Source organism: Sphingopyxis sp. GW821-FHT12C06, assembly GCF_058807415.1.
Genome location: NZ_JBXAQR010000004.1, coordinates 468007 through 487660, shown reverse-complemented (window position 1 = coordinate 487660; position 19654 = coordinate 468007). Strand labels below are relative to the sequence as shown.

The 19654-nt window shown below is 65.4% G+C and carries 21 protein-coding genes; 8 read left to right on the top strand and 13 right to left on the bottom strand.

Annotation, left to right across the window (positions count from 1 at the left end; translation table 11 throughout):
* Positions 1–158: 158 nt before the first annotated feature.
* The 5 genes from leuC to AC1RRJ_RS14580 all read left to right on the top strand — a co-directional run bounded on the left by leuC (position 159) and on the right by AC1RRJ_RS14580 (position 3837).
* Positions 159–1589: a 3-isopropylmalate dehydratase large subunit gene (gene leuC / locus AC1RRJ_RS14600; RefSeq protein ID WP_493123897.1), complete on the top strand. Its 1431-nt coding sequence runs from the start codon at positions 159–161 to the stop codon at positions 1587–1589.
* Entirely contained in the window at positions 1586–2185 is a 600-nt protein-coding gene (gene leuD, locus AC1RRJ_RS14595; RefSeq protein ID WP_493123895.1) for a 3-isopropylmalate dehydratase small subunit, read from the top strand. The genes leuC and leuD overlap by 4 nt, the downstream gene beginning before the upstream one ends.
* A gap of 25 nt (positions 2186–2210) precedes the next feature.
* Complete coding sequence (locus tag AC1RRJ_RS14590; protein WP_493124151.1) at positions 2211–3206, top strand: NADPH:quinone oxidoreductase family protein; 996 nt, start codon at positions 2211–2213, stop codon at positions 3204–3206.
* A gap of 20 nt (positions 3207–3226) precedes the next feature.
* Entirely contained in the window at positions 3227–3487 is a 261-nt protein-coding gene (locus AC1RRJ_RS14585) for a DUF167 domain-containing protein (RefSeq protein WP_493123893.1), read from the top strand.
* Positions 3488–3549: 62 nt separating this feature from the next.
* Positions 3550–3837: a hypothetical protein gene (locus AC1RRJ_RS14580; RefSeq protein WP_088472830.1), complete on the top strand. Its 288-nt coding sequence runs from the start codon at positions 3550–3552 to the stop codon at positions 3835–3837.
* 42 nt (positions 3838–3879) lie between these two features.
* Here AC1RRJ_RS14580 and sdhA read toward each other — a convergent pair whose 3' ends face one another.
* From sdhA to ald, 5 genes are all read right to left on the bottom strand, one after another.
* Positions 3880–5682, bottom strand: coding sequence for a succinate dehydrogenase flavoprotein subunit (gene sdhA, locus AC1RRJ_RS14575; RefSeq protein ID WP_493123891.1), 1803 nt, complete (start codon positions 5680–5682; stop codon positions 3880–3882).
* Positions 5679–6071, bottom strand: a complete 393-nt coding sequence (gene sdhD, locus AC1RRJ_RS14570; RefSeq protein ID WP_493123889.1) for a succinate dehydrogenase, hydrophobic membrane anchor protein — start codon at positions 6069–6071, stop codon at positions 5679–5681. Before sdhD ends, sdhA begins: the two co-directional genes overlap by 4 nt.
* Positions 6071–6508 (bottom strand): succinate dehydrogenase, cytochrome b556 subunit, encoded by a 438-nt coding sequence (gene sdhC, locus AC1RRJ_RS14565; RefSeq protein WP_493123887.1) that lies wholly within the window; start codon positions 6506–6508, stop codon positions 6071–6073. Before sdhC ends, sdhD begins: the two co-directional genes overlap by 1 nt.
* A gap of 184 nt (positions 6509–6692) precedes the next feature.
* On the bottom strand, positions 6693–6923 hold the full coding sequence (locus AC1RRJ_RS14560; protein WP_493123885.1) for a hypothetical protein: 231 nt from the start codon (positions 6921–6923) through the stop codon (positions 6693–6695).
* 21 nt (positions 6924–6944) lie between these two features.
* Entirely contained in the window at positions 6945–8060 is a 1116-nt protein-coding gene (ald, locus tag AC1RRJ_RS14555) for an alanine dehydrogenase (RefSeq protein WP_493123883.1), read from the bottom strand.
* A 195-nt stretch (positions 8061–8255) separates the two neighbouring features.
* On the opposite strand from ald, the gene AC1RRJ_RS14550 reads away from it, so the two are divergent.
* Genes AC1RRJ_RS14550 through AC1RRJ_RS14540 form a run of 3 tightly spaced genes read left to right on the top strand, consistent with a single transcriptional unit; the run spans position 8256 to position 11512 of the window.
* Positions 8256–9608, top strand: a complete 1353-nt coding sequence (locus AC1RRJ_RS14550; protein ID WP_493123881.1) for a methyl-accepting chemotaxis protein — start codon at positions 8256–8258, stop codon at positions 9606–9608.
* 42 nt (positions 9609–9650) lie between these two features.
* Positions 9651–10544: a subclass B3 metallo-beta-lactamase gene (gene bla / locus AC1RRJ_RS14545; protein WP_493123879.1), complete on the top strand. Its 894-nt coding sequence runs from the start codon at positions 9651–9653 to the stop codon at positions 10542–10544.
* On the top strand, positions 10541–11512 hold the full coding sequence (locus AC1RRJ_RS14540) for a 50S ribosomal protein L11 methyltransferase (protein ID WP_493123877.1): 972 nt from the start codon (positions 10541–10543) through the stop codon (positions 11510–11512). Before bla ends, AC1RRJ_RS14540 begins: the two co-directional genes overlap by 4 nt.
* A 39-nt stretch (positions 11513–11551) precedes the next feature.
* On the opposite strand, the gene phhA is transcribed toward AC1RRJ_RS14540, so the two are convergent.
* The 8 genes from phhA to AC1RRJ_RS14500 form a co-directional block, all read right to left on the bottom strand.
* The gene (gene phhA / locus AC1RRJ_RS14535) at positions 11552–12421 is read right to left on the bottom strand and encodes a phenylalanine 4-monooxygenase (RefSeq protein ID WP_493123875.1); all 870 of its coding nucleotides are present in this window, start codon (positions 12419–12421) and stop codon (positions 11552–11554) included.
* Positions 12422–12459: 38 nt separating this feature from the next.
* Positions 12460–13080 (bottom strand): molybdenum ABC transporter ATP-binding protein, encoded by a 621-nt coding sequence (locus tag AC1RRJ_RS14530; RefSeq protein ID WP_493123873.1) that lies wholly within the window; start codon positions 13078–13080, stop codon positions 12460–12462.
* Positions 13070–13765 (bottom strand): molybdate ABC transporter permease subunit, encoded by a 696-nt coding sequence (modB, locus tag AC1RRJ_RS14525; RefSeq protein ID WP_493123871.1) that lies wholly within the window; start codon positions 13763–13765, stop codon positions 13070–13072. Before modB ends, AC1RRJ_RS14530 begins: the two co-directional genes overlap by 11 nt.
* Entirely contained in the window at positions 13765–14520 is a 756-nt protein-coding gene (gene modA, locus AC1RRJ_RS14520; protein WP_493123869.1) for a molybdate ABC transporter substrate-binding protein, read from the bottom strand. The genes modB and modA overlap by 1 nt, the downstream gene beginning before the upstream one ends.
* Positions 14521–14552: 32 nt before the next feature.
* Positions 14553–15908 carry a PepSY-associated TM helix domain-containing protein gene (locus AC1RRJ_RS14515; RefSeq protein WP_493123867.1) on the bottom strand — a complete coding sequence of 452 codons (1356 nt, stop codon included), beginning with the start codon at positions 15906–15908 and terminating at the stop codon, positions 14553–14555.
* Between the two features lie 16 nt (positions 15909–15924).
* On the bottom strand, positions 15925–17925 hold the full coding sequence (locus tag AC1RRJ_RS14510; protein ID WP_493123865.1) for a TonB-dependent receptor family protein: 2001 nt from the start codon (positions 17923–17925) through the stop codon (positions 15925–15927).
* 69 nt (positions 17926–17994) lie between these two features.
* Positions 17995–18387, bottom strand: a complete 393-nt coding sequence (locus AC1RRJ_RS14505) for a hypothetical protein (RefSeq protein WP_493123863.1) — start codon at positions 18385–18387, stop codon at positions 17995–17997.
* Between the two features lie 40 nt (positions 18388–18427).
* Entirely contained in the window at positions 18428–19597 is a 1170-nt protein-coding gene (locus AC1RRJ_RS14500) for a sterol desaturase family protein (RefSeq protein WP_493123861.1), read from the bottom strand.
* Positions 19598–19654 lie beyond the last annotated feature (57 nt).

Below are 19654 nucleotides of genomic sequence, written 5' to 3'. Positions count from 1 at the left end.
GACTTGATCCGGCATCCATTCCGTCGGCCGCGCATGGCCCCCGGATCAAATCCGGAGTGACGAGACAATAGAGGCAATCTCGCAGATCCCGCGACCGAAAATTGCGTTTTCCTTCGCCACTCGCTTGCAAACTTGTGCGACAGGCTTAAGTGATCCCCATGAACCGCCCCCGCACCCTGTATGAGAAAATCTGGGACGCGCATGTTGTCGAACAGCGCCCCGACGGAACCGCTTTGATCTTCATCGACCGCCATCTGGTCCATGAAGTCACCAGCCCGCAGGCCTTCGCCGGACTACGTGCGAGCGGACGCACGGTGCGGCGCCCCGATCTGACACTCGCGGTCCCCGATCACAATCTGCCGACGACGGCGCGCAAGGATGCAGCAGGCAACAAGCTGCCGATCACCGACACCGAAAGCGCGGCGCAGCTCGCCGCGCTCGAAAAGAACGCGCCCGAATATGGCATCCGCTATATCGACGCCTTCGCGCCCGAACAGGGCATCGTCCATGTCGTCGGCCCCGAACAGGGCTTTTCGCTGCCCGGAACGACGATTGTCTGCGGTGACAGCCACACGGCATGCCACGGCGGCATCGGTGCGCTGGCGTTCGGCATCGGGACGAGCGAGGTCGAGCATGTGCTCGCGACGCAGACGCTGTTGCTCCAGCCAGCGAAGACGATGGAAGTGCGCGTCGAGGGCGAAGTTGGCCCCGGTGTTTCCGCGAAAGACATCATTCTCCACATCACCGGCAGCATCGGCGCCGCGGGCGGCACCGGCCATGTCATCGAATATACCGGCAGCGCGATCCGCAAGCTCAGCGTCGAAGGTCGTCTGACCGTCAGCAATATGGCGATCGAGGGCGGCGCGCGTGCGGGCCTGATCGCCCCCGACGAGACAACCTTCGAGTACCTCAAGGGCCGCCCTTATGCGCCGAAGGGCGCCGATTGGGATGCCGCGGTCGCTTATTGGGAGAGCCTCGCCACCGAGCCGGGCGCGACCTATGACAAGAGTGTCGTGATCAACGCCGCCGATATCGCGCCAAGCGTGACCTGGGGCACCAGCCCCGAGGATGTCGTGCCGATCACCGGCGTCGTTCCCGATCCGGCGAGCTTCGCCGATCCGTCGAAGCAGGCCGCGGCCGCGAAATCGCTGGCCTATATGGGGCTGACCCCAGGCACCCCGATGCGCGAAGTTCCGGTCGAGAATATCTTCATCGGCAGTTGCACCAACAGCCGCATCGAGGATCTGCGCGCCGCCGCCGCGGTGCTCAAGGGCCGCCACAAGGCCGACAATGTCAAATGGGCGATCGTCGTCCCCGGTTCGGGGCTGGTGAAGGCACAAGCCGAGGCGGAGGGGCTCGACCGCATCTTTACCGACGCAGGGCTCGAATGGCGCGAGCCAGGCTGTTCGGCGTGCCTCGCGATGAACCCCGACAAGGTGCCCGCAGGCGAACGCTGCGCCAGCACCAGCAACCGCAATTTCGTCGGGCGCCAGGGCCCGGGTGCGCGCACCCACCTCGTCAGCCCTGCGATGGCGGCGGCGGCGGCGGTGACCGGCAAGCTCACCGACGTGCGGGAGCTGATGGCATGACCCCGATCGAAAAAGTCGAAGGCCGCGCGATCCCGTTCGGGCTTAAAAATGTCGACACCGACGTCATCATCCCGGCACACTGGCTGAAGACGGTCAGCCGCGAGGGCATGGGCCAGGGCGCGTTCGAAAGCCTGCGCGCCGATCCCGACAATCTGTTCGACAGCGCCGAATTCAAAGGCGCGCCGATCCTGATCGCAGGCGATAATTTCGGTTGCGGGTCGAGCCGCGAGCACGCCGCATGGGCGCTTGGCGATCTGGGCATCCGTGTCGTGATCGCACCGAGCTATTCGGACATTTTCTCAGGGAACGCGATCAAGAACGGCATCCTGCCCGTCGTGCTGCCGCAGGCGGCGATCGACCGGCTGATGGAGGTCGCGAAGACCGATCCTGTCCATGTCGACCTCGACACCCAGACGGTGACAACGCCCTTTCAGGACCGATTCACCTTCGAAATCGACCCGTTCCGCAAAATGTGCCTGCTCGGCGGGCTCGACGAGATTTCGCTGACCGAAAAAAGCAACGCAGCGATCAGCGCCTATGAGGCCAAGATCGCCAAAACCCGGTCGTGGCTCCAGCCCGCAGTGGTAGGAAACTAACGATAACAACAAAGAGGAGAAGATGATGAAGGCTCTCTTGTCGACGCAAACCGGCGGCCCCGAAACACTTGAGCTCGGCGAATTGCCGCGGCCGACCGCAGGACCGGGCCAGATCGTCGTCGATGTAAAGGCCTGCGCCGTCAACTATCCCGACGTGTTGATGATCGTGGACAAATATCAGTTCAAGCCGCCCCGGCCCTTCGCGCCCGGCGGCGAAGTTGCCGGCATTGTTGCCGAAGTTGGTGAGGGCGTAACCTCCTTCAAGACCGGCGACCGCGTGATCGCCGCGTGCGGCAACAGCGGCATGGCCGAAGCCGTCGTCGTCGGCGCCGCCAATGCCTATTCCCTGCCCGAAGGCCGCGACTTTGCCGAGGGCGCATCGCTGTTGATGACCTATGGCACCAGCATCCACGCGCTCGACGATCGCGGCCACCTGAAAGAAGGCGAGACCTTGCTCGTCCTCGGGGCATCGGGTGGTGTCGGAATCGCGGCGGTCGAGCTGGGCAAGGCGATGGGCGCGCGCGTCGTCGCGGGCGTGTCGAGCGAAGCCAAGGGAGACATTGCGCGCCAGGCGGGAGCCGACGAAGTGGTTGTTTATGGCCATGCGCCGTTCGACAAGGACGCGTCAAAAGCGCTCGCCGAACAGTTCAAGGCCGCAGTCGGCCGCGATGGCGCGAATGTTATTTATGATGCCGTGGGCGGCGATTATTGCGAACCTGCACTGCGTTCGATCGCCTGGGAGGGCCGCTATCTGGTCGTCGGTTTCCCCGCCGGCATCCCGCGCCTGCCGCTGAACCTGACCTTGCTCAAAAGCTGCGACGTTGCCGGCGTCTTCTGGGGCGCCTTTGCCGCGCGCGAACCCGAGCGCAACCGCGCCAATATCGCTCGGCTGTTCCAGCTGTGGGAACAGGGCAAGATCAGCCCGCGGGTCACCGAGACCTTTGCACTGGCCGATGGCGGCAAGGCGATCGCCAAGCTGGAAGATCGCAGCGCGGTCGGCAAGCTGGTCGTCACCATCTGAAATACCGCCCCGACCCCGTATTGACGGCGGCGCTGCACGATCTGGCAGCGCCGACCGGACGGCTGGAGGTGCGGGTGACGCCGGGCGCAAACCGCGACGCGGTGGCCATTACCGACGGCGTCGTCCAGCTGCGTGTCACCGCGCCGCCCGCCGATGGTGCGGCGAATGAGGCCGTGCTGCGGCTGCTCGCCGCCGCGCTGGGCCGTCCGCCGCGCAACCTGAGTTTGCTGCGCGGCGCGACAGCGCGGATCAAGCTGATCGGGATCGCAGGCTTCGGTTAACGCTTTGGCAGGAGCTCCGCGCTATCAAGGAGCACAGGACTAGCTGGGCCAAGGTTGAAACAATGGCAATTCGCCGTTCCAAACGTGAATATAGTGACGCGAGCATCGCGAATATTTCGCGTACCCGCCGCGCGCAGCTGGTCGCCGAATTCGAGGGCGAGCTCGGCATCGACCACAAAGCCCGCGCCAAGGCGGCCGCCGACGAACGCCGCTGGATCATCATCAAGACGATCATCGTCTGGTCGATTGCGCTGATGTTTTTCAGCATTGCGTGTCAGAGGCTATGGCTGATGAGCCAGAATGCCGAGCATCCCTTCGCCGAGATCAACCCGTTTGAGCATTGGTTCTGACAGGCGCCCCGGCCGAAACCGGAGCGCCCCCGTCTGTCCTGATCAGTAAACGCGCGCCTTCGGCTTGATATACTCAACGTCGTCCGAGAGCGTATATTCGTGGACCGGACGGTAATCGAGCTTCACGCCGCCGCCCTTGCCGCCCCAGCCGTCGAACCAGCTGATCGTGTGCTTCATCCAGTTCGGATCGTCGCGGCTCGGGAAATCCTCGTGCGCGTGGGCGCCGCGGCTTTCCTTGCGGTTGAACGCCGAATGCATCGTCACCGTCGCCTGAGCGATCAGATTGTCGAGTTCGAGCGTCTCGATCAGGTCGGTATTCCAGATCAGACTGCGGTCGGTGACGCCGATATCCTGCATCCGCGCATAGGTCTTCGCGAGCTTTTCCTTGCCTTCGGCCATCAGCTCGTCGGTGCGGAACACCGCGGCGTGGGCCGACATGGCGCGCTGCATCTCGACGCGAACCTCTGCCGTCGGCGAGCCGCCGTTGGCGTGGCGGAAATGGTCGAGACGGCCGAGCGCCAGATCGGCGCTGTCGGTCGGAAGCGGCGCCTGTGCCGCGCCGGGCTTGACGATGTCGCGCAGACGATGCCCCGTCGCGCGGCCGAAGACGACCAGATCGATCAGGCTGTTCGAGCCGAGACGGTTCGCGCCGTGGACCGACACGCACGCCGCTTCGCCGACCGCGAACAGGCCGGGGACGACCGTATCGGGGCCGTCCTTGCCCAAGGTCACGACTTCGCCATGATAGTTACAGGGAATGCCGCCCATATTGTAATGGACCGTCGGCACGACAGGCAGAGGCTGACGCGTCAGGTCGACGCCCGCGAAAATCTTGCCGCTTTCGGTGATGCCGGGCAGGCGCTCCGCCAGCACAGCCGGATCGATATGATCGAGGTGCAGGAAGATATGGTCGCCGTGCGGGCCGACACCGCGGCCTTCGCGGATTTCGAGTGCCATCGAACGCGACACGACGTCGCGCGACGCCAGATCCTTGGCCGACGGGGCATAGCGTTCCATGAAACGCTCGCCCTGACTGTTGGTGAGATAACCGCCTTCGCCGCGCGCGCCCTCGGTGATGAGGACGCCGGCGCCGTAAATACCGGTCGGATGGAACTGGACGAATTCCATGTCCTGCAAAGGCAGGCCGGCGCGCAGCACCATCCCGCCGCCGTCGCCGGTGCAGGTGTGCGCCGAGGTCGCGGTGAAATAGCAGCGACCGTAACCGCCGGTCGCGAGCACGACGGCCTGCGAACGGAAGCGATGGATACTGCCATCCTCGAGGCACATGGCGATCACGCCGCGGCACACACCATTGTCCATGATCAGATCGAGCGCGAAATATTCGACGAAGAAGTCGGCGTCATATTTCAGCGACTGCTGATAGAGCGCATGGAGCATCGCATGGCCGGTGCGGTCGGCGGCGGCGCAAGTGCGCTGCACCGGGGGACCTTCGCCCATATTCTGCATATGGCCGCCGAACGGGCGCTGATAGATGGTGCCGTCCTGATTGCGGCTGAACGGTACACCGGCGTGCTCGAGCTCGTAAACCGCCTGCGGCGCTTCGCGCACCATATATTCGATCGCGTCCTGGTCGCCGAGCCAGTCGGAACCCTTGACGGTATCGTACATATGCCATTGCCAATGGTCGGGGCTGTTGTTGCCGAGGCTGGCGGCGATGCCGCCCTGCGCCGCGACGGTGTGGCTGCGCGTCGGGAACACCTTGGTGATGCAGGCGGTTTTGAGGCCCGCTTCGGCGCTGCCCATCGTGGCGCGCAGGCCCGAACCACCAGCGCCAACGACGACGGTGTCATAAATATGGTCGATAATCTTGTAGGCGTCGCTCATGCCGGCGCTCCCCCGCCAAAGGCGATACGGGCGATCGCGAACAGGCCATAGGCCGCGCCGCCGATCGCGTAGAAATTCAGGACGACCAGCGCAAACAGACGCGCCGCTTCGCCATGGGCATAGTCCTCGATCAACACCGTCAGGCCGAGACGCAAGTGCCAGAAGACGCTGACCACCATCAGCATCAGCGCGAGCGCGACGGTGGGGTTTGCAGCCCAGCGCAGCACTGCGGCATGGTCACCCAGCGGCAAACGGACGAGCGAGACGAAGAGGAAGCCGACGAGCAGGATATTGGCCAGCGCGGTCAGCCGCTGCTGCAACCAATGTTGCGAACCATGGCCCGACGAGCCGAGCCCGCGAACTTTTCCAAGATGCGTTCCGTTGCCCATCAGAGTGCCCCTGCGAGGATATAGAGCCAGGTCGCAGCGGTCGCGAGGACGCCGCTGACCATCACGACAGTCGACCAGAGCTTGTTGGTCTTGAGCTCATAGCCCGCGCCGGTGTCGAGCACCAAATGGCGCAGTCCCGAGAAGAGATGCTGGAAAAAGGCCCAAGTCAAGCCAACCAGCACGATCTTGCCGAGGATGTTGGTAACCTGATGAAAGGCGCCGCCAGCCGGATCGTGCCAGACGCAGGCAAGGAAAGCCGCATAGGCGTCGGGGCCAGCGGCGAGCGCACCGAGCCACCAGAGAAACATGCACGCGCCCACGATGGCGAGCCCGTCACCGCTGACGCGATGGAGGATCGAGACCGTCATGTGCGGCCCCCATTTATACACCTGTAAATGCGGTGCGCGCGGTCGTCCGCTTGTTTCTTTGCCAGCCATATCAGCCCCGTTTTGTGACTCTCATCGGTCGATGGGCGCCGGTTTAGCGCCGTGGCCGCGATATGCAATTGCTTAGGGCACAAATATGCGCCCCGTCGCCATACAAAGGCAGGGGGCGTCATCGACCGGGACCAGGTCCGCGGCGCGCCCTGCCTTCGCAGGGCCGACGCCGGGGATTTCGCGTCTATTTCTTGTCGCGGTTCGCGTAAAGCAGCGCGGCGAGCACCGCAGCCGATCCGATGCCGATACCGGCTGCGGCAGTTTTCCAGCCGCGACCGCGCTTGCCCGCCTTGGCGTCGGCCTCGGCGGCGTCGGCGGCGTCTTTCTGCTGCTGGCGCTCACGCGCGGCGCGCAGCACCTCATTTTCCTCGTGCTCGCCTTCCTGCCCGGGGAGGGGGTCATTTTGGTCGGTCATTATCTGTTCTGCATCCTTTTGTCAGACGAGCGCCTGTTCGACAGGCACATAATCGGTTCCGACCGCTTCCGCCACGGCTTCGAACGTCACCTTACCATTCCAAACGTTCAAACCCTGCGCAAGATGCATGTCGCGTTTCAATGCTTCTTTCCACCCGAGATCGGCGATCCGCAGTGCGTGCGGCAGGGTGACATTGTTGAGCGCATAAGTGCTGGTGCGCGCAACCCCGCCGGGCATGTTGGCAACGGCATAATGGACGATGCCGTCGACCACATAGGTCGGTTCGGCGTGGGTGGTCGCATGGCTGGTTTCGAAACAGCCTCCCTGATCGATCGCAACGTCGACGAGCACCGATCCCGCCTGCATCGTCTTCAGCATGTCGCGGGTGACGAGTTTCGGCGCCTCGGCCCCCGGGATCAGCACCGCGCCGATGACGAGGTCAGCCTCGGCGACGCATTCGGCGAGGTTGGCGCGGTTCGAGAAACGGGTCTTGGCGCGCGCCTCGAAGAAGGTGCCGACGCGTTCGAGGACTTCGGGGTCGCGGTCGAGGATGGTGACGTCGGCGCCGAGGCCCGCCGCCATCTGCGCGGCGTTGAAGCCGACGACGCCGCCGCCGATGATGCACACCTTGCCCGGCGCCACGCCGGGAACGCCGCCGAGCAGCACGCCGCGGCCGCCGTGCGCTTTCTCGAGCGCGGTCGCGCCGGCCTGGATCGACATGCGCCCCGCGACCTGGCTCATCGGTTTGAGCAGCGGCAGACCGCCATGCGGGCTGGTGACGGTTTCATAGGCGATGCACACCGCGCCCGATTTCATCAGGTCGCGCGTCTGGTCGGGATCGGGCGCGAGGTGGAGATAGGTGTAGAGAATCTGGCCTTCGCGCAGCATCGCGCGTTCAGCGGGCTGGGGTTCCTTGACCTTCACCACCATGTCGCATTGCGCGAAAATTTCAGCAGCGGTCGCGACGATTTCGGCGCCCGCCTCGACATAATAACGGTCGTGCGCGCCAATCCCCTCGCCCGCCCCCGTCTGCACCAGGACGCGGTGACCGTGGGCGTGCAGTTCGCGCGCGCTTTCGGGGGTCAGCCCGACCCGATATTCGTGATTTTTGATTTCCTTGGGGGTGCCGATGATCATCTGCCGCTCTCCACGCTGGTTTCACCCGCGACAATAGCCGCGAGGCACACGGGCTGTATAGCGCCGCGTGAAAATTCGCGACGCTGGTTAACGACGCTTTTACTATCGGCGCCGCATAGCTGACCGGTCATTCCGCCGACCAGATGCGGGCACAGACCCGCGCGTCGCAAAAGATCGTCCAGGGGAAACAGGATCATGGTGAAGGAAAATCCGATTCACAGGCAGCAAATCGATCCGGTGCTGATGGCCGATCGTTTCCCCTTTTACGATCTCGACGGACAGCTGGCCGCGAATGCCGCCGAAATTCATGCGATCATCGCCGGACGCGAAGAAGCGATCGGAAAAGCCTATTGGGATGCCTTCAACGCGCTTCCTACCATTGAGCGCCGGGTCGATGGCGAACTGCTCGCCTCCTATGTTCAGGGCAGCTCTCACCACGCCGCCGCAAAATATGCCGACCCGGCCGGGCAAGAGGTCGCAACGATCGCGTGTCAGAACACCCATATGGCGCGCCGCGTGAAAGTGCCGCTTGCGTCGGTCCTGTCGTGCCTCGCCGAAAGCCAGCGGCTGGCGATCGAATATGTCGTCGAAGCCTGCGCGGGCGACGGGCCACGGATCGCGCGGCTGACCAGCACGATCAATCGCCTCTCGATCCTCGAGGTCGATATCATGCAGCGCTACGCCGAAAAACTCGACCGCGCTGCGATTTCGAGCGACCGTCAGGCGCTGGCGGGCGATTTCGACCGCTCGATCGCATCACTGGTGCAGGACAGCGACGGAGTGCGCCAGCAGCTCGCCAAGCAGGCGGCCTCAGCCGACCAGGCGGCGAAGGGCATGATCGCCAAGACCAGCGAAGTCGCTGCGGCATCTGAACAATCAGCAATGGCGATGCGCGAAGCCGCCTCCACCGCCGCAGGGCTGATCCGCGCGATCGAGGATGCACGCAGCGAAGTCGAAGCCTCGGCGAGCGTCGCAACCCGTGCCTCCGAACAGGCCGGCGAGGCCGTCGCCATGTCCGAAACATTGTCGCACCACGCCGAATCGATCGAGTCGATTTTGGGCCTGATCCGCGAAATTGCGGGACAGACCAACCTTCTCGCGCTCAACGCCACGATCGAAGCGGCACGCGCCGGAGATTCGGGGCGCGGTTTTGCCGTCGTCGCGCAGGAGGTAAAGAGCCTCGCCAACGAAACGGCGCGCGCGACCGACGATATCGCGGGCAAGATCACCGCGATCCAGCAGGCGACGCGCGGATCGGTCAGCGCCAACCAGTCGATTCAGGCGACGATCGTCGAGGTTCAGCAGTCGGCGCAGCGCATCCGCGACGCGATGGACGCGCAGGCGCAGACGGTCACCTCGATCACCGCCGCAGTCGACGAAACCGCACTCGCCGCCGATTCCATGTCGTCGACGATCGCCAGCATCCGCAATGATTCGGGCATGGTCGCGGGCGAAATCAGTACGCTGAGCGCCGAGTTCGGCAAAATGGGCCAGCGGCTCCAGTCGCTGGAAAAGGCCGCGAGCGAGTTCAGCCGCCGCGTCGCCTGACGGCGGCTTGGCAAGCCCGCCCCCCCTGCCTAAGGCGGGGGGATGTCCACCAGAATCGCCCTCTTCGCCGCGCTTGCGCTTGCCGGCTGCGCGCCGCAGCCATCCATCGCCTCCCCCGCGCCGACCGGAAAAGCGCTCGCCGCCGCCTGCGAGGGGCGCGACGGCTGGAGCGACGCCGCGCCACCCGCGAAGATTTTCGGCAACGCCTATTATGTTGGCACCTGCGGCATTTCCGCGGTGCTGATCGATGCGCCGGGCGGGCTTGTTCTGATCGATGCAGCGACCGAGGAAGCCGCGCCGGCAATCCTCGCGAATATTCGTACGCTCGGTTTCGATCCCCGGAAAATCAGCGCTCTGCTGGCGAGCCACGAGCATCTCGACCATGTCGGCGGGCTGAAGGCCTTGCAGGACGCGACGGGCGCGCGGGTCTTTGCGCGCCGCGCGGCTGTTGCCGCACTGACCAGCGGCGAACCCGACGCGACCGATCCGCAGCGCGGCGAGATTCCGCCATTCAAGGGGGTGACAGTTTCGGGCGAGCTGCGCGACGGCGAAGCCCTGCCGATCTCCGGCATCAACCTGACGCTCCACGCGACCCCCGGTCACACGCCCGGCGGCACCAGCTGGACGTGGAAAAGCTGCGAAGGCGCCGACTGCCGCACCATCGCCTATGTCGACAGTCTGAGCGCCTTTTCCGCTGACGGTTATCGCTTCACCGACCATCCCGAATATGTTGCGGTGCTGCGCGCGACGCTGGACAAGGTCCCCGCGCTGCCCTGCGACATTTTGATCACCCCGCACCCGGGTGCGAGCAATTTGTTCGCGCGGCTGGCGGGCGATGCGCCGCTCATCGAGCCGACCGCATGCCGTACCTATGCCCAGGCCGCACGCGAACGTCTGGACGCGCGCCTCGCCAAAGAAGTTGAAGCAAAACCATGAGCTGGATCGTCTCGCTCCCCTGCACCCGCGCCGAAGCCGAAGCGCTGAACGACGACATGTCGGCGCTCGACGCGCTGGCGCAGGCGCCGGTCGTGGTGACGCACGAACTCAACGAAGATCGCGACGAGTGGCAGGTCGATGCCTATGTCGACGACAAGCCCGGCGCCGAACTGCTCAAGACGCTGCTATCGCTGGTTGCGAGCGCGAAGGGCAAAAAACCCAAGGTCGAGGAATTGCCCGAAGAGGATTGGGTGACGCTGAGCCAGCAGGGACTCGAGCCCGTGCAGGCGGGGCGTTTCTTCGTCCACACCAGCAGCTATGCCGACCGCGTCCCGCCGGGCAGCACGTCGTTCCTGATCGACGCGAGTCAGGCGTTCGGCACCGGCGGGCACGACACCACTGCGGGCTGCCTCGCGATGCTCGACCAGCTCAAGCACGCCGGCGCGAACCCGCGCAACATCGCCGACATCGGCACCGGCACCGGGCTGCTCGCCTTTGCAGCGATGGCGCTGTGGCGCCAAGCGAAGACGATCGCGTCCGATATCGACCCCGCGAGCATTTTCGTGACGCGCGACAATGCAGGGATCAACGGCGTCCCGCTGGGGCGCGGTGGCGGCGGGCTCGCCCTCGCGGTCGCGCCGGGGACCAACCATCCGTCGATCAAGCATCGCGCGCCTTATGACCTCGTCATCGCGAACATCCTCGCCGGGCCGCTGATCACGCTGGCGCCCGACATCGCCGCGGTCACCGCGCCGGGTGGCCATGCGATCCTCGCCGGGCTGATCGCGCGACAGATGGAGCCGGTGCTCGCCGCCTATCGTGCGCAAGGTTTCCGCCTCGCCGCGCGCGGCGGAAGCGCAGAGTGGCCATGCCTGTTGCTGATCAAGCGCCACCGTTACGGCTGGCGGCGGAAGGAGCGTGCGTACCACCGGGCGAGCCCGTCGGATGCGAGTTTCGGGAGCTGGTGAGGAGTCCTCCTCCTACCGCTTACGGGAGGGGATGATCGCTCAGGCCTTCGCCGTCGCATATTCCTGCGTACCGCGGGTGATCACCGCATCGTCGGGCAGGATATCGGCAATCGCGATAGGCGGCAGCGCGGCGTTGGCGACGTAGAGCGGCGCGAAATCGGTGTTCACTGTGGTGTCGAGAAGCTGATCGAGGCTGTCGATGACGAAATAATTCTGCTGGAAATCGTCGATCCGATAGTCGGTGCGCATCACGCGTGCGAGGTCGAAGCCGATGCGGTTCGGGCTGTCGCTATCGAGCGCGAACAGGCTTTCGGCAAAGGAGGAGACGATCCCCGCGCCATAGATGCGCAGGGCCCCATCTTCGCGGATCAGGCCGAATTCGACGGTATACCAGTAGAGCCGTGCGAGCTGTTTGAGCGCGTCATATTTCAGGCTGCGCAGCCCGCCCTCGCCATAGGCAACCATATAATCGGCAAACACCGGGTCGGCGAGCATCGGGACATGGCCAAACACGTCGTGAAAGACGTCGGGCTCCTCAAGATAGTCGAGCTGATCGGGCGTGCGGATGAAATTGCCCGCAGGGAAGCGGCGGTTCGCCAGATGGTCGAAAAACACCGCGTCGGGGACCAATCCCGGCACCGCGACGACCTGCCACCCCGTCGCCGCCGTCAGCCGCGCATTGAGGTCGCGATAGTCCGGAATCCCCGGCTTTTCGAGCCGCAACACATCGATCCCGCGCAAAAAGGCTTCGGACGCACGGCCCGGCAGCATGTCCGACTGGCGCGCGAAGAGGCGGTCCCACATCGCATGTTCGCCGGCCGAGAAGGCATCCCAATTTTGCGGACAAGTCCAGTCGGACGCAGCACCCGGCGGCGGATTTTGATGGACGTGGGTACCGGGCTTTTTCATGCGCGCGAACCTAGCATAAAATGGTCTCAAGTGAAACTTTACCCATCGAGCGCAATGACCTGTGTTGCCAGCCGGCCAACCTCGGCGCGGTCGTGGCTGACATAGAGAATCGGCAGTTTCAGCGTGTCGCGGATCCGCTCGATCACCGTCATGATATCCTCGCGCCGCGCGGCGTCGAGCGACGACAGCGGCTCGTCCATCAACAGACATTGCGGCGCTCGCAACAAGGCCCGACCGATCGCGACGCGCTGCGCCTCGCCCCCCGACAGGCTGCGCGGCCAACGGTCGAGCAAATGGCCGATGCCGAGGAAATCGACCGCCTCGTCCAAGCCCATCCAGCGATCCGCGGGATCGGCGAGATTGTGGCCGTAGAGCAGATTCGCACGGACGCGGCGATGCGGGAAGAGCCGTCCGTCCTGAAAGACATAGCCGATCCGCCGCGCCTCCGGCGGCAGGTCGACACCGTCGCCGAACAGGGTGCGGTCGCCGATGCGGATATGGCCACGATCAGGCTTGAGCAGTCCGGCGACCATGCCCAGAATGCTCGTCTTGCCGGCACCCGATGGGCCGAACAGCGCGGTCAGCCCTGCCCCGGCGGTGAAGCGCACACCGATGCTTCGGTCGCCCAGCCGGCGCTCGACGTCGATATCAAAGGACATGGCGATCCTGTCCCCGATGGCCGCGCCGCACCAGCCACTCCGACGCGACGAGCGCGGCGAGCGACAGCGCAACCGACAGCAGCGCGAGCCGCGTCACCATCGCCTCACCGCCCGGCACCTGCAGCGCCGAGTAAATGGCGAGCGGCAGGGTGCGCGTTTCGCCCGGAATGTTCGAGACGAAGGTGATCGTCGCGCCAAACTCGCCGATCGAGCGCGCGAAGCCGAGCACCAATGCGGCGAGGATGCCGGGGAGCGCGAGCGGCAGGCTGATCGTCCGGAAGCTGTGCCACGGACTAGCGCCAAGGGTGCGTGCAGCACCCTCGAGCCGCCGGTCAATCGCCTCGATCGACAGCCGCATCGCGCGCACCATCAGCGGCAGTGCCATGATCGCTGCCGCGAGCGCGGCGCCGGTCCAGCGGAACATCAGGCTGACCCCGAACGCACTTTCGAGCCAGCGCCCGACGGGGCCGAACGGGCCAAAGGCGATGAGCAGCAGCCAGCCGGTGACGACGGGCGGCACGACGAGCGGCAGATGAACGAGCCCGTCGAGGAGCACGCGGCCCGGAAAACGTTTGCGCGCAAGCAGCCATGCGAGCGCGAAGGCGATCGGCAAGGTGGCGAGCACCGCGACGCCGCCGACCTTCAGCGACAGCCCGACGATCCCCCATTCCTCGGCTGAGAGCATCAAGGGGCCGAAAAGCCGTGGCGAGCGAAGATCGCGCGCCCCTGCTTCGACAGCAGGAAGGCGCGGAAACCCCCAGCATCCTTGTGCTGCGACGCCTTGAGCAGCGCGACCGGATAGCGGATCGGCGGGTGGCTCGACTCGGGAAAGGTTCCGACAACGCGAACACTGCGCGACGCGCGCGCGTCGGTCGCATAGACGATGCCGAGCGGCGCAGCGCCGCGTTCGACCAGCGCCATCGCCGCCCGGACATTCTCCGCCGGGGCGACCTTCACCGCGACACTGGTCCACACGCCGAGCGCGGTCAACGCCGCCTTCGCATATTTACCCGCAGGCACCGCGTCGGGATCGGCCAGTGCGAGCCGTCCGCCACCGAGCGCCCGCGCCAGCGGAAAGCCGCGCGCGGGGGTCAGTTTCACCGTGCTGCCGGTCGGCGCGATCAGCACCAGCCGATTGCCGAGCAAGGTCGCACGGCTTTTCGCGCGCAGCAGCCCCGCCTTGGCGACCGCATCCATCCAGGGTTCGTCGGCCGACAGGAACAGGTCGGCGGGAGCACCCGCAAGCAACTGCCGCGCGAGCGCCGACGAGGCAGCGAAAGAAATGACCGGTTTCGGATGCCCCTTTGCAGTCCAGGCCTCGGCGGCTTCGGTGAGCGATTCCTGCAGGCTCGCCGCCGCCATCACCAGCGGCCCGCGCTCGGCCGCCATCGCAGCGGGGGTGAGGAGGAGGGCGAACAGGGCGAGAATGAAGCGGATCATTGCCGAGCTATAGAATGGACACCGCTGCGCGCCTAGGCCTTCGCCGCCACCCCCAGCCAGCGCGCCGCGCGCGGGAGGCGCGGTACGACCAGCCGGTCGACGATCCAGAGCAAAATCAGCGACGCCGCGAGCAACGGCAGCACCGCCGCGAGCAGCAGGACGATCGCAGCGACGCCCTTCTTCTTCGCCGGATCGCGCGCGCTGGGCGGGGCGCCGAGCGCATCCTCGGGCTTGCGGCGGCGCCACATCAGGAAACCCGACACCGCCAGCGTCATCAGCATCAGCGCAGTGAGCGCGCCGATCAACTGGCTGACGATCCCGAACAGCGCGCCTTCGTGCCACGCGATGCCGATGCCGACGATCCGGTCGATGACATGCTTGTCGGCAAAGCCGCTGCGCGACACCTCGATCCCGGTCACGACATCATAGCTGACCTTGCGGACCAACGGCCGATTCTGCGTCTGGGTGGTCAGCGTCCAGTTCTTGCCATTGGGCGGACCGAACATGTTCGGCGCGCCCGGCGGCTGGATGATTACCGGCGCAGGCAGTTTTTCGTTCCGCGCGCGCAGCACGATCCGGTCGAGCGCAACGCGCGGTTCGGACGCGGTGGCGGCGGGGCCCGGCATCGCCTTGGCCATCGCCCGATGATCGTGCGCGGCATGGTGGTCGCTCGCTCCACCCTTCCAGTCCTGTGTCCCCGCGACCCAGCCCATTTCCGCACGCACCGCGCGAAAGCCGCTCGCCCAGACGTCGGTCCACGGCAACGCCGTCAGCAGCAGCACGAGTGCGAGGCCCGATACCCAAAAGCCGATGACCGCATGCAGGTCGCGCAGCGCGGTGCGCCCGCCGCGCGACAACCGCGGCCAAACCACCCCCGCCGCCCCGCGCCCGCGCGGCCACCAAAGATACAGCCCGGTCAGGACCATCACGATCGCCCAGCTCGCCGCCAGCTCGACGATGATGCCTCCGGGCCTGCCGATCAGCAGGCTGCCATGAATTCTGGCCAGCCACGCCGAAATGCAATCGTCGGGATTGGCGCTGCCGATCACCTTGCCCTGCGGCGAGACGGCGACATCGCGCATCGCGCCGCCCGGCAGGCCGATATGGACGATGGCGGCATCGCCCGCTGCCTCCGGGATGCGGTAATAGTGAAAGCCCGCGCCCGGGAAAGCGGCGAGCGCGGCCTTCACCTGCGCGTCGGCGTCGACCGCCTGACTCGTCGGCAGCCCGCGCCATGCGCGCTCTTCCCACCGGTCGATCTGCGGCTTGAAAAGATACGCCGCACCGGTGACCGACAGGAGCAGGATGAAGGGGATGACGAACAGACCGGCATAGAAATGCCAGCGCCAGATCGTCCGATAGAGCGGAATCCGGTTGATGTCGGCCATCCCCTGTCCCCTCCGATCAGAAGCGCGCGCGAATGCCGGCCGACACGGCGCGGCGTTCGACGGGGTAATAGATCGCCGAGGTGCCGGTCACCGTGATCGCGGCGCTGATATCGCCGATCGCCTTCTTGCCGGTGATGTTGCGGACATCGACGAAGGCATCAAAACCTTCGGCAATCCGCGCACCACCGGTCACACCGATCAGCGCATAGCCGGGAGTGGTCACCCGGTTGCTATAGTCGGCGAACGGGCCGCTTGGCACCCACTCAAGGTTCGGGGCGATGTGCAGCGCGTCGGTGCCAATGCGGAGTTCGGCGCGGTACACATGCTTCGGCACGACCGGCAGGCGGTTGTCGCCATAGCTGGCGTCGCCGCGGAAGCGGAAGTTGCTGTAGGTGTATACCTGCCGCAGCCGGAGCCAGCCGGTTGCTTCCAGCTCCAGCGCCGCCTCGACGCCCTCGTGCCGCGTGCGGTAGGCGTTGAAGGTCGATGCCGGAATGTCGGGCCCAAGAGCATATTGCAGCATCTCGCCCTTGATGTCGGAGCGGTAGAAGGTCAGGTCCCAGTTGACCGGGCCTTTCGTCCCGCGCGTCCCGATCTCCGCCGTCCATGCGCGCTGTGGGTCGAGCGCGACGAAACTCGCGATTTGGGCGAGTTCGTTGAAGCCGGGGAATTCGACCGAGCGGCTGTAGTTGGCGTAGACTTGAACGTCGGTTGCAGGTTCGAACAACAGCCCGATCTTGGGCGAGAAGGCGTTGAAACTGGCGCGGCCGACCGTGCCCGCCTGCACGGGAGCGGCGGCGTTGAAGTTGATGAGCTGCCTGCGCATGCCGTCGGCGTAGATGCCACCTGCGACGAGCGTGAGGGTTTCGATCGGACGGACGCGCAGCTCGCCATAGAGCGTCGCGGTGCGCGCATCCTGATCGGCGTTGAAGCGGAGCGCGCCGCGCGTGCCCGCGAGATTGACGAAACGCTTCGAGCGGATGTCACCGATGCGCAGCTCGCCGCCCAGCGTAGCCTCGACCCGGTCACCGGCATAGTCGAGGCGAAAATAGCCACCGCGATCGAGGCTTTCCTGATCGATCACCTCGAAGATCGGATGATAGAGCGACTTGGCATTGACGAAGCCGCCGACGTCAAGCTTCACCGCTCCCCAGTCGAAGCTCGTGCGGTTCTGGATGCGCAGCGAATCGACGTCGCGCGCCTGGTTGCCCGCAACGGCGCCCGCATTCGCCATGCGCGGGGTTGTCAGCGCATCGGCCTTCGTCAGCGCACCCGGGATTTGCTGGTCGATGGTGTTGAAGCTGACATAGAGGCGGTTCGATATCGTATCGCCAAGCCGCATCCCGACATTGCCGTGGAAGCGGAAGCTGCGGCGTTTGGCATGATCGCGGTCGCCGTCTGACGTGTCAGCGCTCAGCGCGCCCCACGCATCGACGCGCTCGCCCGCGACGCCCGCCGAAACGAGGCCGCGGACACCGTTGAAGCTGCCGACATCGCCGCGCAGATAGACGCCCCCGGCGGTGCGCCCGGTCGGGGTGACGCCATTGACCGCGCCGCCGAGCGTTCCCGACCCGAAACGCAGCGCATTGGCGCCGCGATAGACTTCGAGATGGTCAAAGAAGATCGGCTCGAGTTCCTGGAAATCGCCATTGTCGTCGGCAAGGTTGATCGGCACACCGTCCTGAAGCAGCGTCAGCCCGCGCATATGGAAACCCCGCGAGAGGCCCGATCCGCGGATTGCGATGCGCACCTCCTGCCCGTAGCGCGGCTGAAGATAGACGCCAGGCGAGAAGGCGAGCGTATCGCGGAGGCTGACGATCGACTTGTCGGCATAATCCTGATGGCTGACGATATCGGCGCCGCCGGGCGTCCGGGCGACGCGCACTTCGGCGGCGTCGGTAATTTCGGGAGCGGTGACGATGATCGTCGAGTCGGCTTCCCCGGCGTGAGACGAAGCCGGGACGAACGAGAGGGCGAGCGCCAGCAAGGGCGCCGCGCGATAGGCGTGCAATGTCATGAATATTCCTTCGGAAGATACAGAATTGGGCCGCACCGCGCGGGTGCGCGAGCGGCCGGTCAGGCTGGATCAGGCGAAGGCGGGTGGTCCGGTACTCGGCGGCAACGGCGAGGCGATGCCCGGCGCATAGCCAAGCGTCGGAACCGGTGCAGGGGTCGGCTCGGCAGCCAGCGGCGCGGCGGGCAGCACCGGCGTTGCGGGGACGATCGGCGCAGCGGCGAGAGCGCCCCATGGGCAATGCTGGTCGCTCGCGGCGATATCATGGTCACCGACCTTTTCGATCGGGATGGTGATCGTGCCGCCGGGGTTGGCCGGGTCCGAACAGACGCGGACGGTGATCGAACCGCTCGCGTCGCTCTCGATCATCCAGCCCGGCGCGACGAGCACGCGTGCGGCGAGCGCAAGCAGCAGCGGCAGCAAAAGCAGGATGCCGGGGCGGCGGAAGGCGGCGAGCAGGCTCACGGGCTGGGCCTTATGCCCGTCGTCACCGACTGACAAGCGGCTATTCGGCCGGGGTTTCGTCGTTCTTCTTGCCGGTGCGCGTCCACGGATAGAGGAACTGGCCCCAATAGTTACGCGGCACATCTTCGGGGATGCCGTAATTTTCGGGCCAGCGATCCTTCGGCAAGTGGAAGGTGCCGAACATCTTGTCGATCCACGGGAAGTGGATCGCGAAATTGACGTCGAACGCCTCGCGTTCCAGCCCGTGGTGCCAATGGTGAAAACGCGGGGTCGCGATCCAGTGGCCGAGCCGGTTGAAATTGCCGCCGACATTGGCGTGAAGCAGCGACGACCAGACATAGACGAAGCCGATATAGGCCTGCATCACCGAAGGCGCGAAGCCGAGGGTGAAGAGCGGCAGCGAGGTGATCGAGCGCAGCAGGATGATCTCGACGAAATGCATCCGCGACCCCGCGAGCCAGTCCATCGACTTGGCGCTGTGGTGCACCGCGTGGAAACCCCAGAGGAAGGGATAGCGGTGGAAGGTGCGATGGAACCAGTATTGCGCCATGTCCGACGCGACGAGGACGATCGCGAACTGGACGAGCCACGGGAGGCTGGCGACCCCGGCGCGGAACGCATCCCAGCTGTTCGTGCTGTCGTTGATGATCGTCGACGGCGCGAGCGCGAGGAAACCAAGCACCTGCACGAACATCGTGCTGACCAGATAATAGAAAAGATCCTCGCGCCATTCGGTGCGGAACAGGCGCTGTTTGCGGCGATGCGGAAAGGCGCGTTCGAGCGGCGCGAACATGAATCCGGTGACGAGCAGATTGACGACGAAGAAATCGAGCCCGAAGAAAATGCCCCAGCTTTGGGTCTCGTCGGGCTGGACATTGGCGCCGCCGATCAAAGTCGCGGCGAGCCCGATCATCAGCGCGGTCGCGCCCAAGGCCTTGCGCGGGCGAAGCAACAGACTGAGCAATGCGAGCGCGTAGCTGGCCAGCAGGATCAGGTGAACGGCGCCGCGGAACCCGCCCCAATTTTTGACGATCGCGAGTTCGGGGGTCGCGAACCAGTCGGGAAAGCGCAGTGCGATGACCATGAAGAAACCGGCGACCGCGAAAAGCAGGCCGAAAAAGCCCGAGAGCCAGCCGCTACCGAAGCGCCGCACCTCGGTATGCGATTCGAGGTCGCGCATGAGTGCGTCCAGATAGTCACGTTTGGCCATGTGGTTCCCCATCCTCTCGATCGTCATGCCGGACTTGATCCGGCATCCACTGCTGCC

Excerpts from the sequence above, each read along its gene's own strand:
- leuC (WP_493123897.1), top strand. The coding sequence starts at position 159 with ATGAACCGCCCCCGCACCCTGTATGAGAAAATCTGGGACGCGCATGTT.
- leuD (WP_493123895.1), top strand. The coding sequence starts at position 1,586 with ATGACCCCGATCGAAAAAGTCGAAGGCCGCGCGATCCCGTTCGGGCTT.
- AC1RRJ_RS14590 (WP_493124151.1), top strand. The coding sequence starts at position 2,211 with ATGAAGGCTCTCTTGTCGACGCAAACCGGCGGCCCCGAAACACTTGAG.
- AC1RRJ_RS14580 (WP_088472830.1), top strand. The coding sequence starts at position 3,550 with ATGGCAATTCGCCGTTCCAAACGTGAATATAGTGACGCGAGCATCGCG.
- sdhA (WP_493123891.1), bottom strand. The coding sequence starts at position 5,682 with ATGAGCGACGCCTACAAGATTATCGACCATATTTATGACACCGTCGTC.
- sdhD (WP_493123889.1), bottom strand. The coding sequence starts at position 6,071 with ATGGGCAACGGAACGCATCTTGGAAAAGTTCGCGGGCTCGGCTCGTCG.
- sdhC (WP_493123887.1), bottom strand. The coding sequence starts at position 6,508 with ATGGCTGGCAAAGAAACAAGCGGACGACCGCGCGCACCGCATTTACAG.
- AC1RRJ_RS14560 (WP_493123885.1), bottom strand. The coding sequence starts at position 6,923 with ATGACCGACCAAAATGACCCCCTCCCCGGGCAGGAAGGCGAGCACGAG.
- ald (WP_493123883.1), bottom strand. The coding sequence starts at position 8,060 with ATGATCATCGGCACCCCCAAGGAAATCAAAAATCACGAATATCGGGTC.
- AC1RRJ_RS14550 (WP_493123881.1), top strand. The coding sequence starts at position 8,256 with ATGGTGAAGGAAAATCCGATTCACAGGCAGCAAATCGATCCGGTGCTG.
- bla (WP_493123879.1), top strand. The coding sequence starts at position 9,651 with ATGTCCACCAGAATCGCCCTCTTCGCCGCGCTTGCGCTTGCCGGCTGC.
- AC1RRJ_RS14540 (WP_493123877.1), top strand. The coding sequence starts at position 10,541 with ATGAGCTGGATCGTCTCGCTCCCCTGCACCCGCGCCGAAGCCGAAGCG.
- phhA (WP_493123875.1), bottom strand. The coding sequence starts at position 12,421 with ATGAAAAAGCCCGGTACCCACGTCCATCAAAATCCGCCGCCGGGTGCT.
- AC1RRJ_RS14530 (WP_493123873.1), bottom strand. The coding sequence starts at position 13,080 with ATGTCCTTTGATATCGACGTCGAGCGCCGGCTGGGCGACCGAAGCATC.
- modB (WP_493123871.1), bottom strand. The coding sequence starts at position 13,765 with ATGCTCTCAGCCGAGGAATGGGGGATCGTCGGGCTGTCGCTGAAGGTC.
- modA (WP_493123869.1), bottom strand. The coding sequence starts at position 14,520 with ATGATCCGCTTCATTCTCGCCCTGTTCGCCCTCCTCCTCACCCCCGCT.
- AC1RRJ_RS14515 (WP_493123867.1), bottom strand. The coding sequence starts at position 15,908 with ATGGCCGACATCAACCGGATTCCGCTCTATCGGACGATCTGGCGCTGG.
- AC1RRJ_RS14510 (WP_493123865.1), bottom strand. The coding sequence starts at position 17,925 with ATGACATTGCACGCCTATCGCGCGGCGCCCTTGCTGGCGCTCGCCCTC.
- AC1RRJ_RS14500 (WP_493123861.1), bottom strand. The coding sequence starts at position 19,597 with ATGGCCAAACGTGACTATCTGGACGCACTCATGCGCGACCTCGAATCG.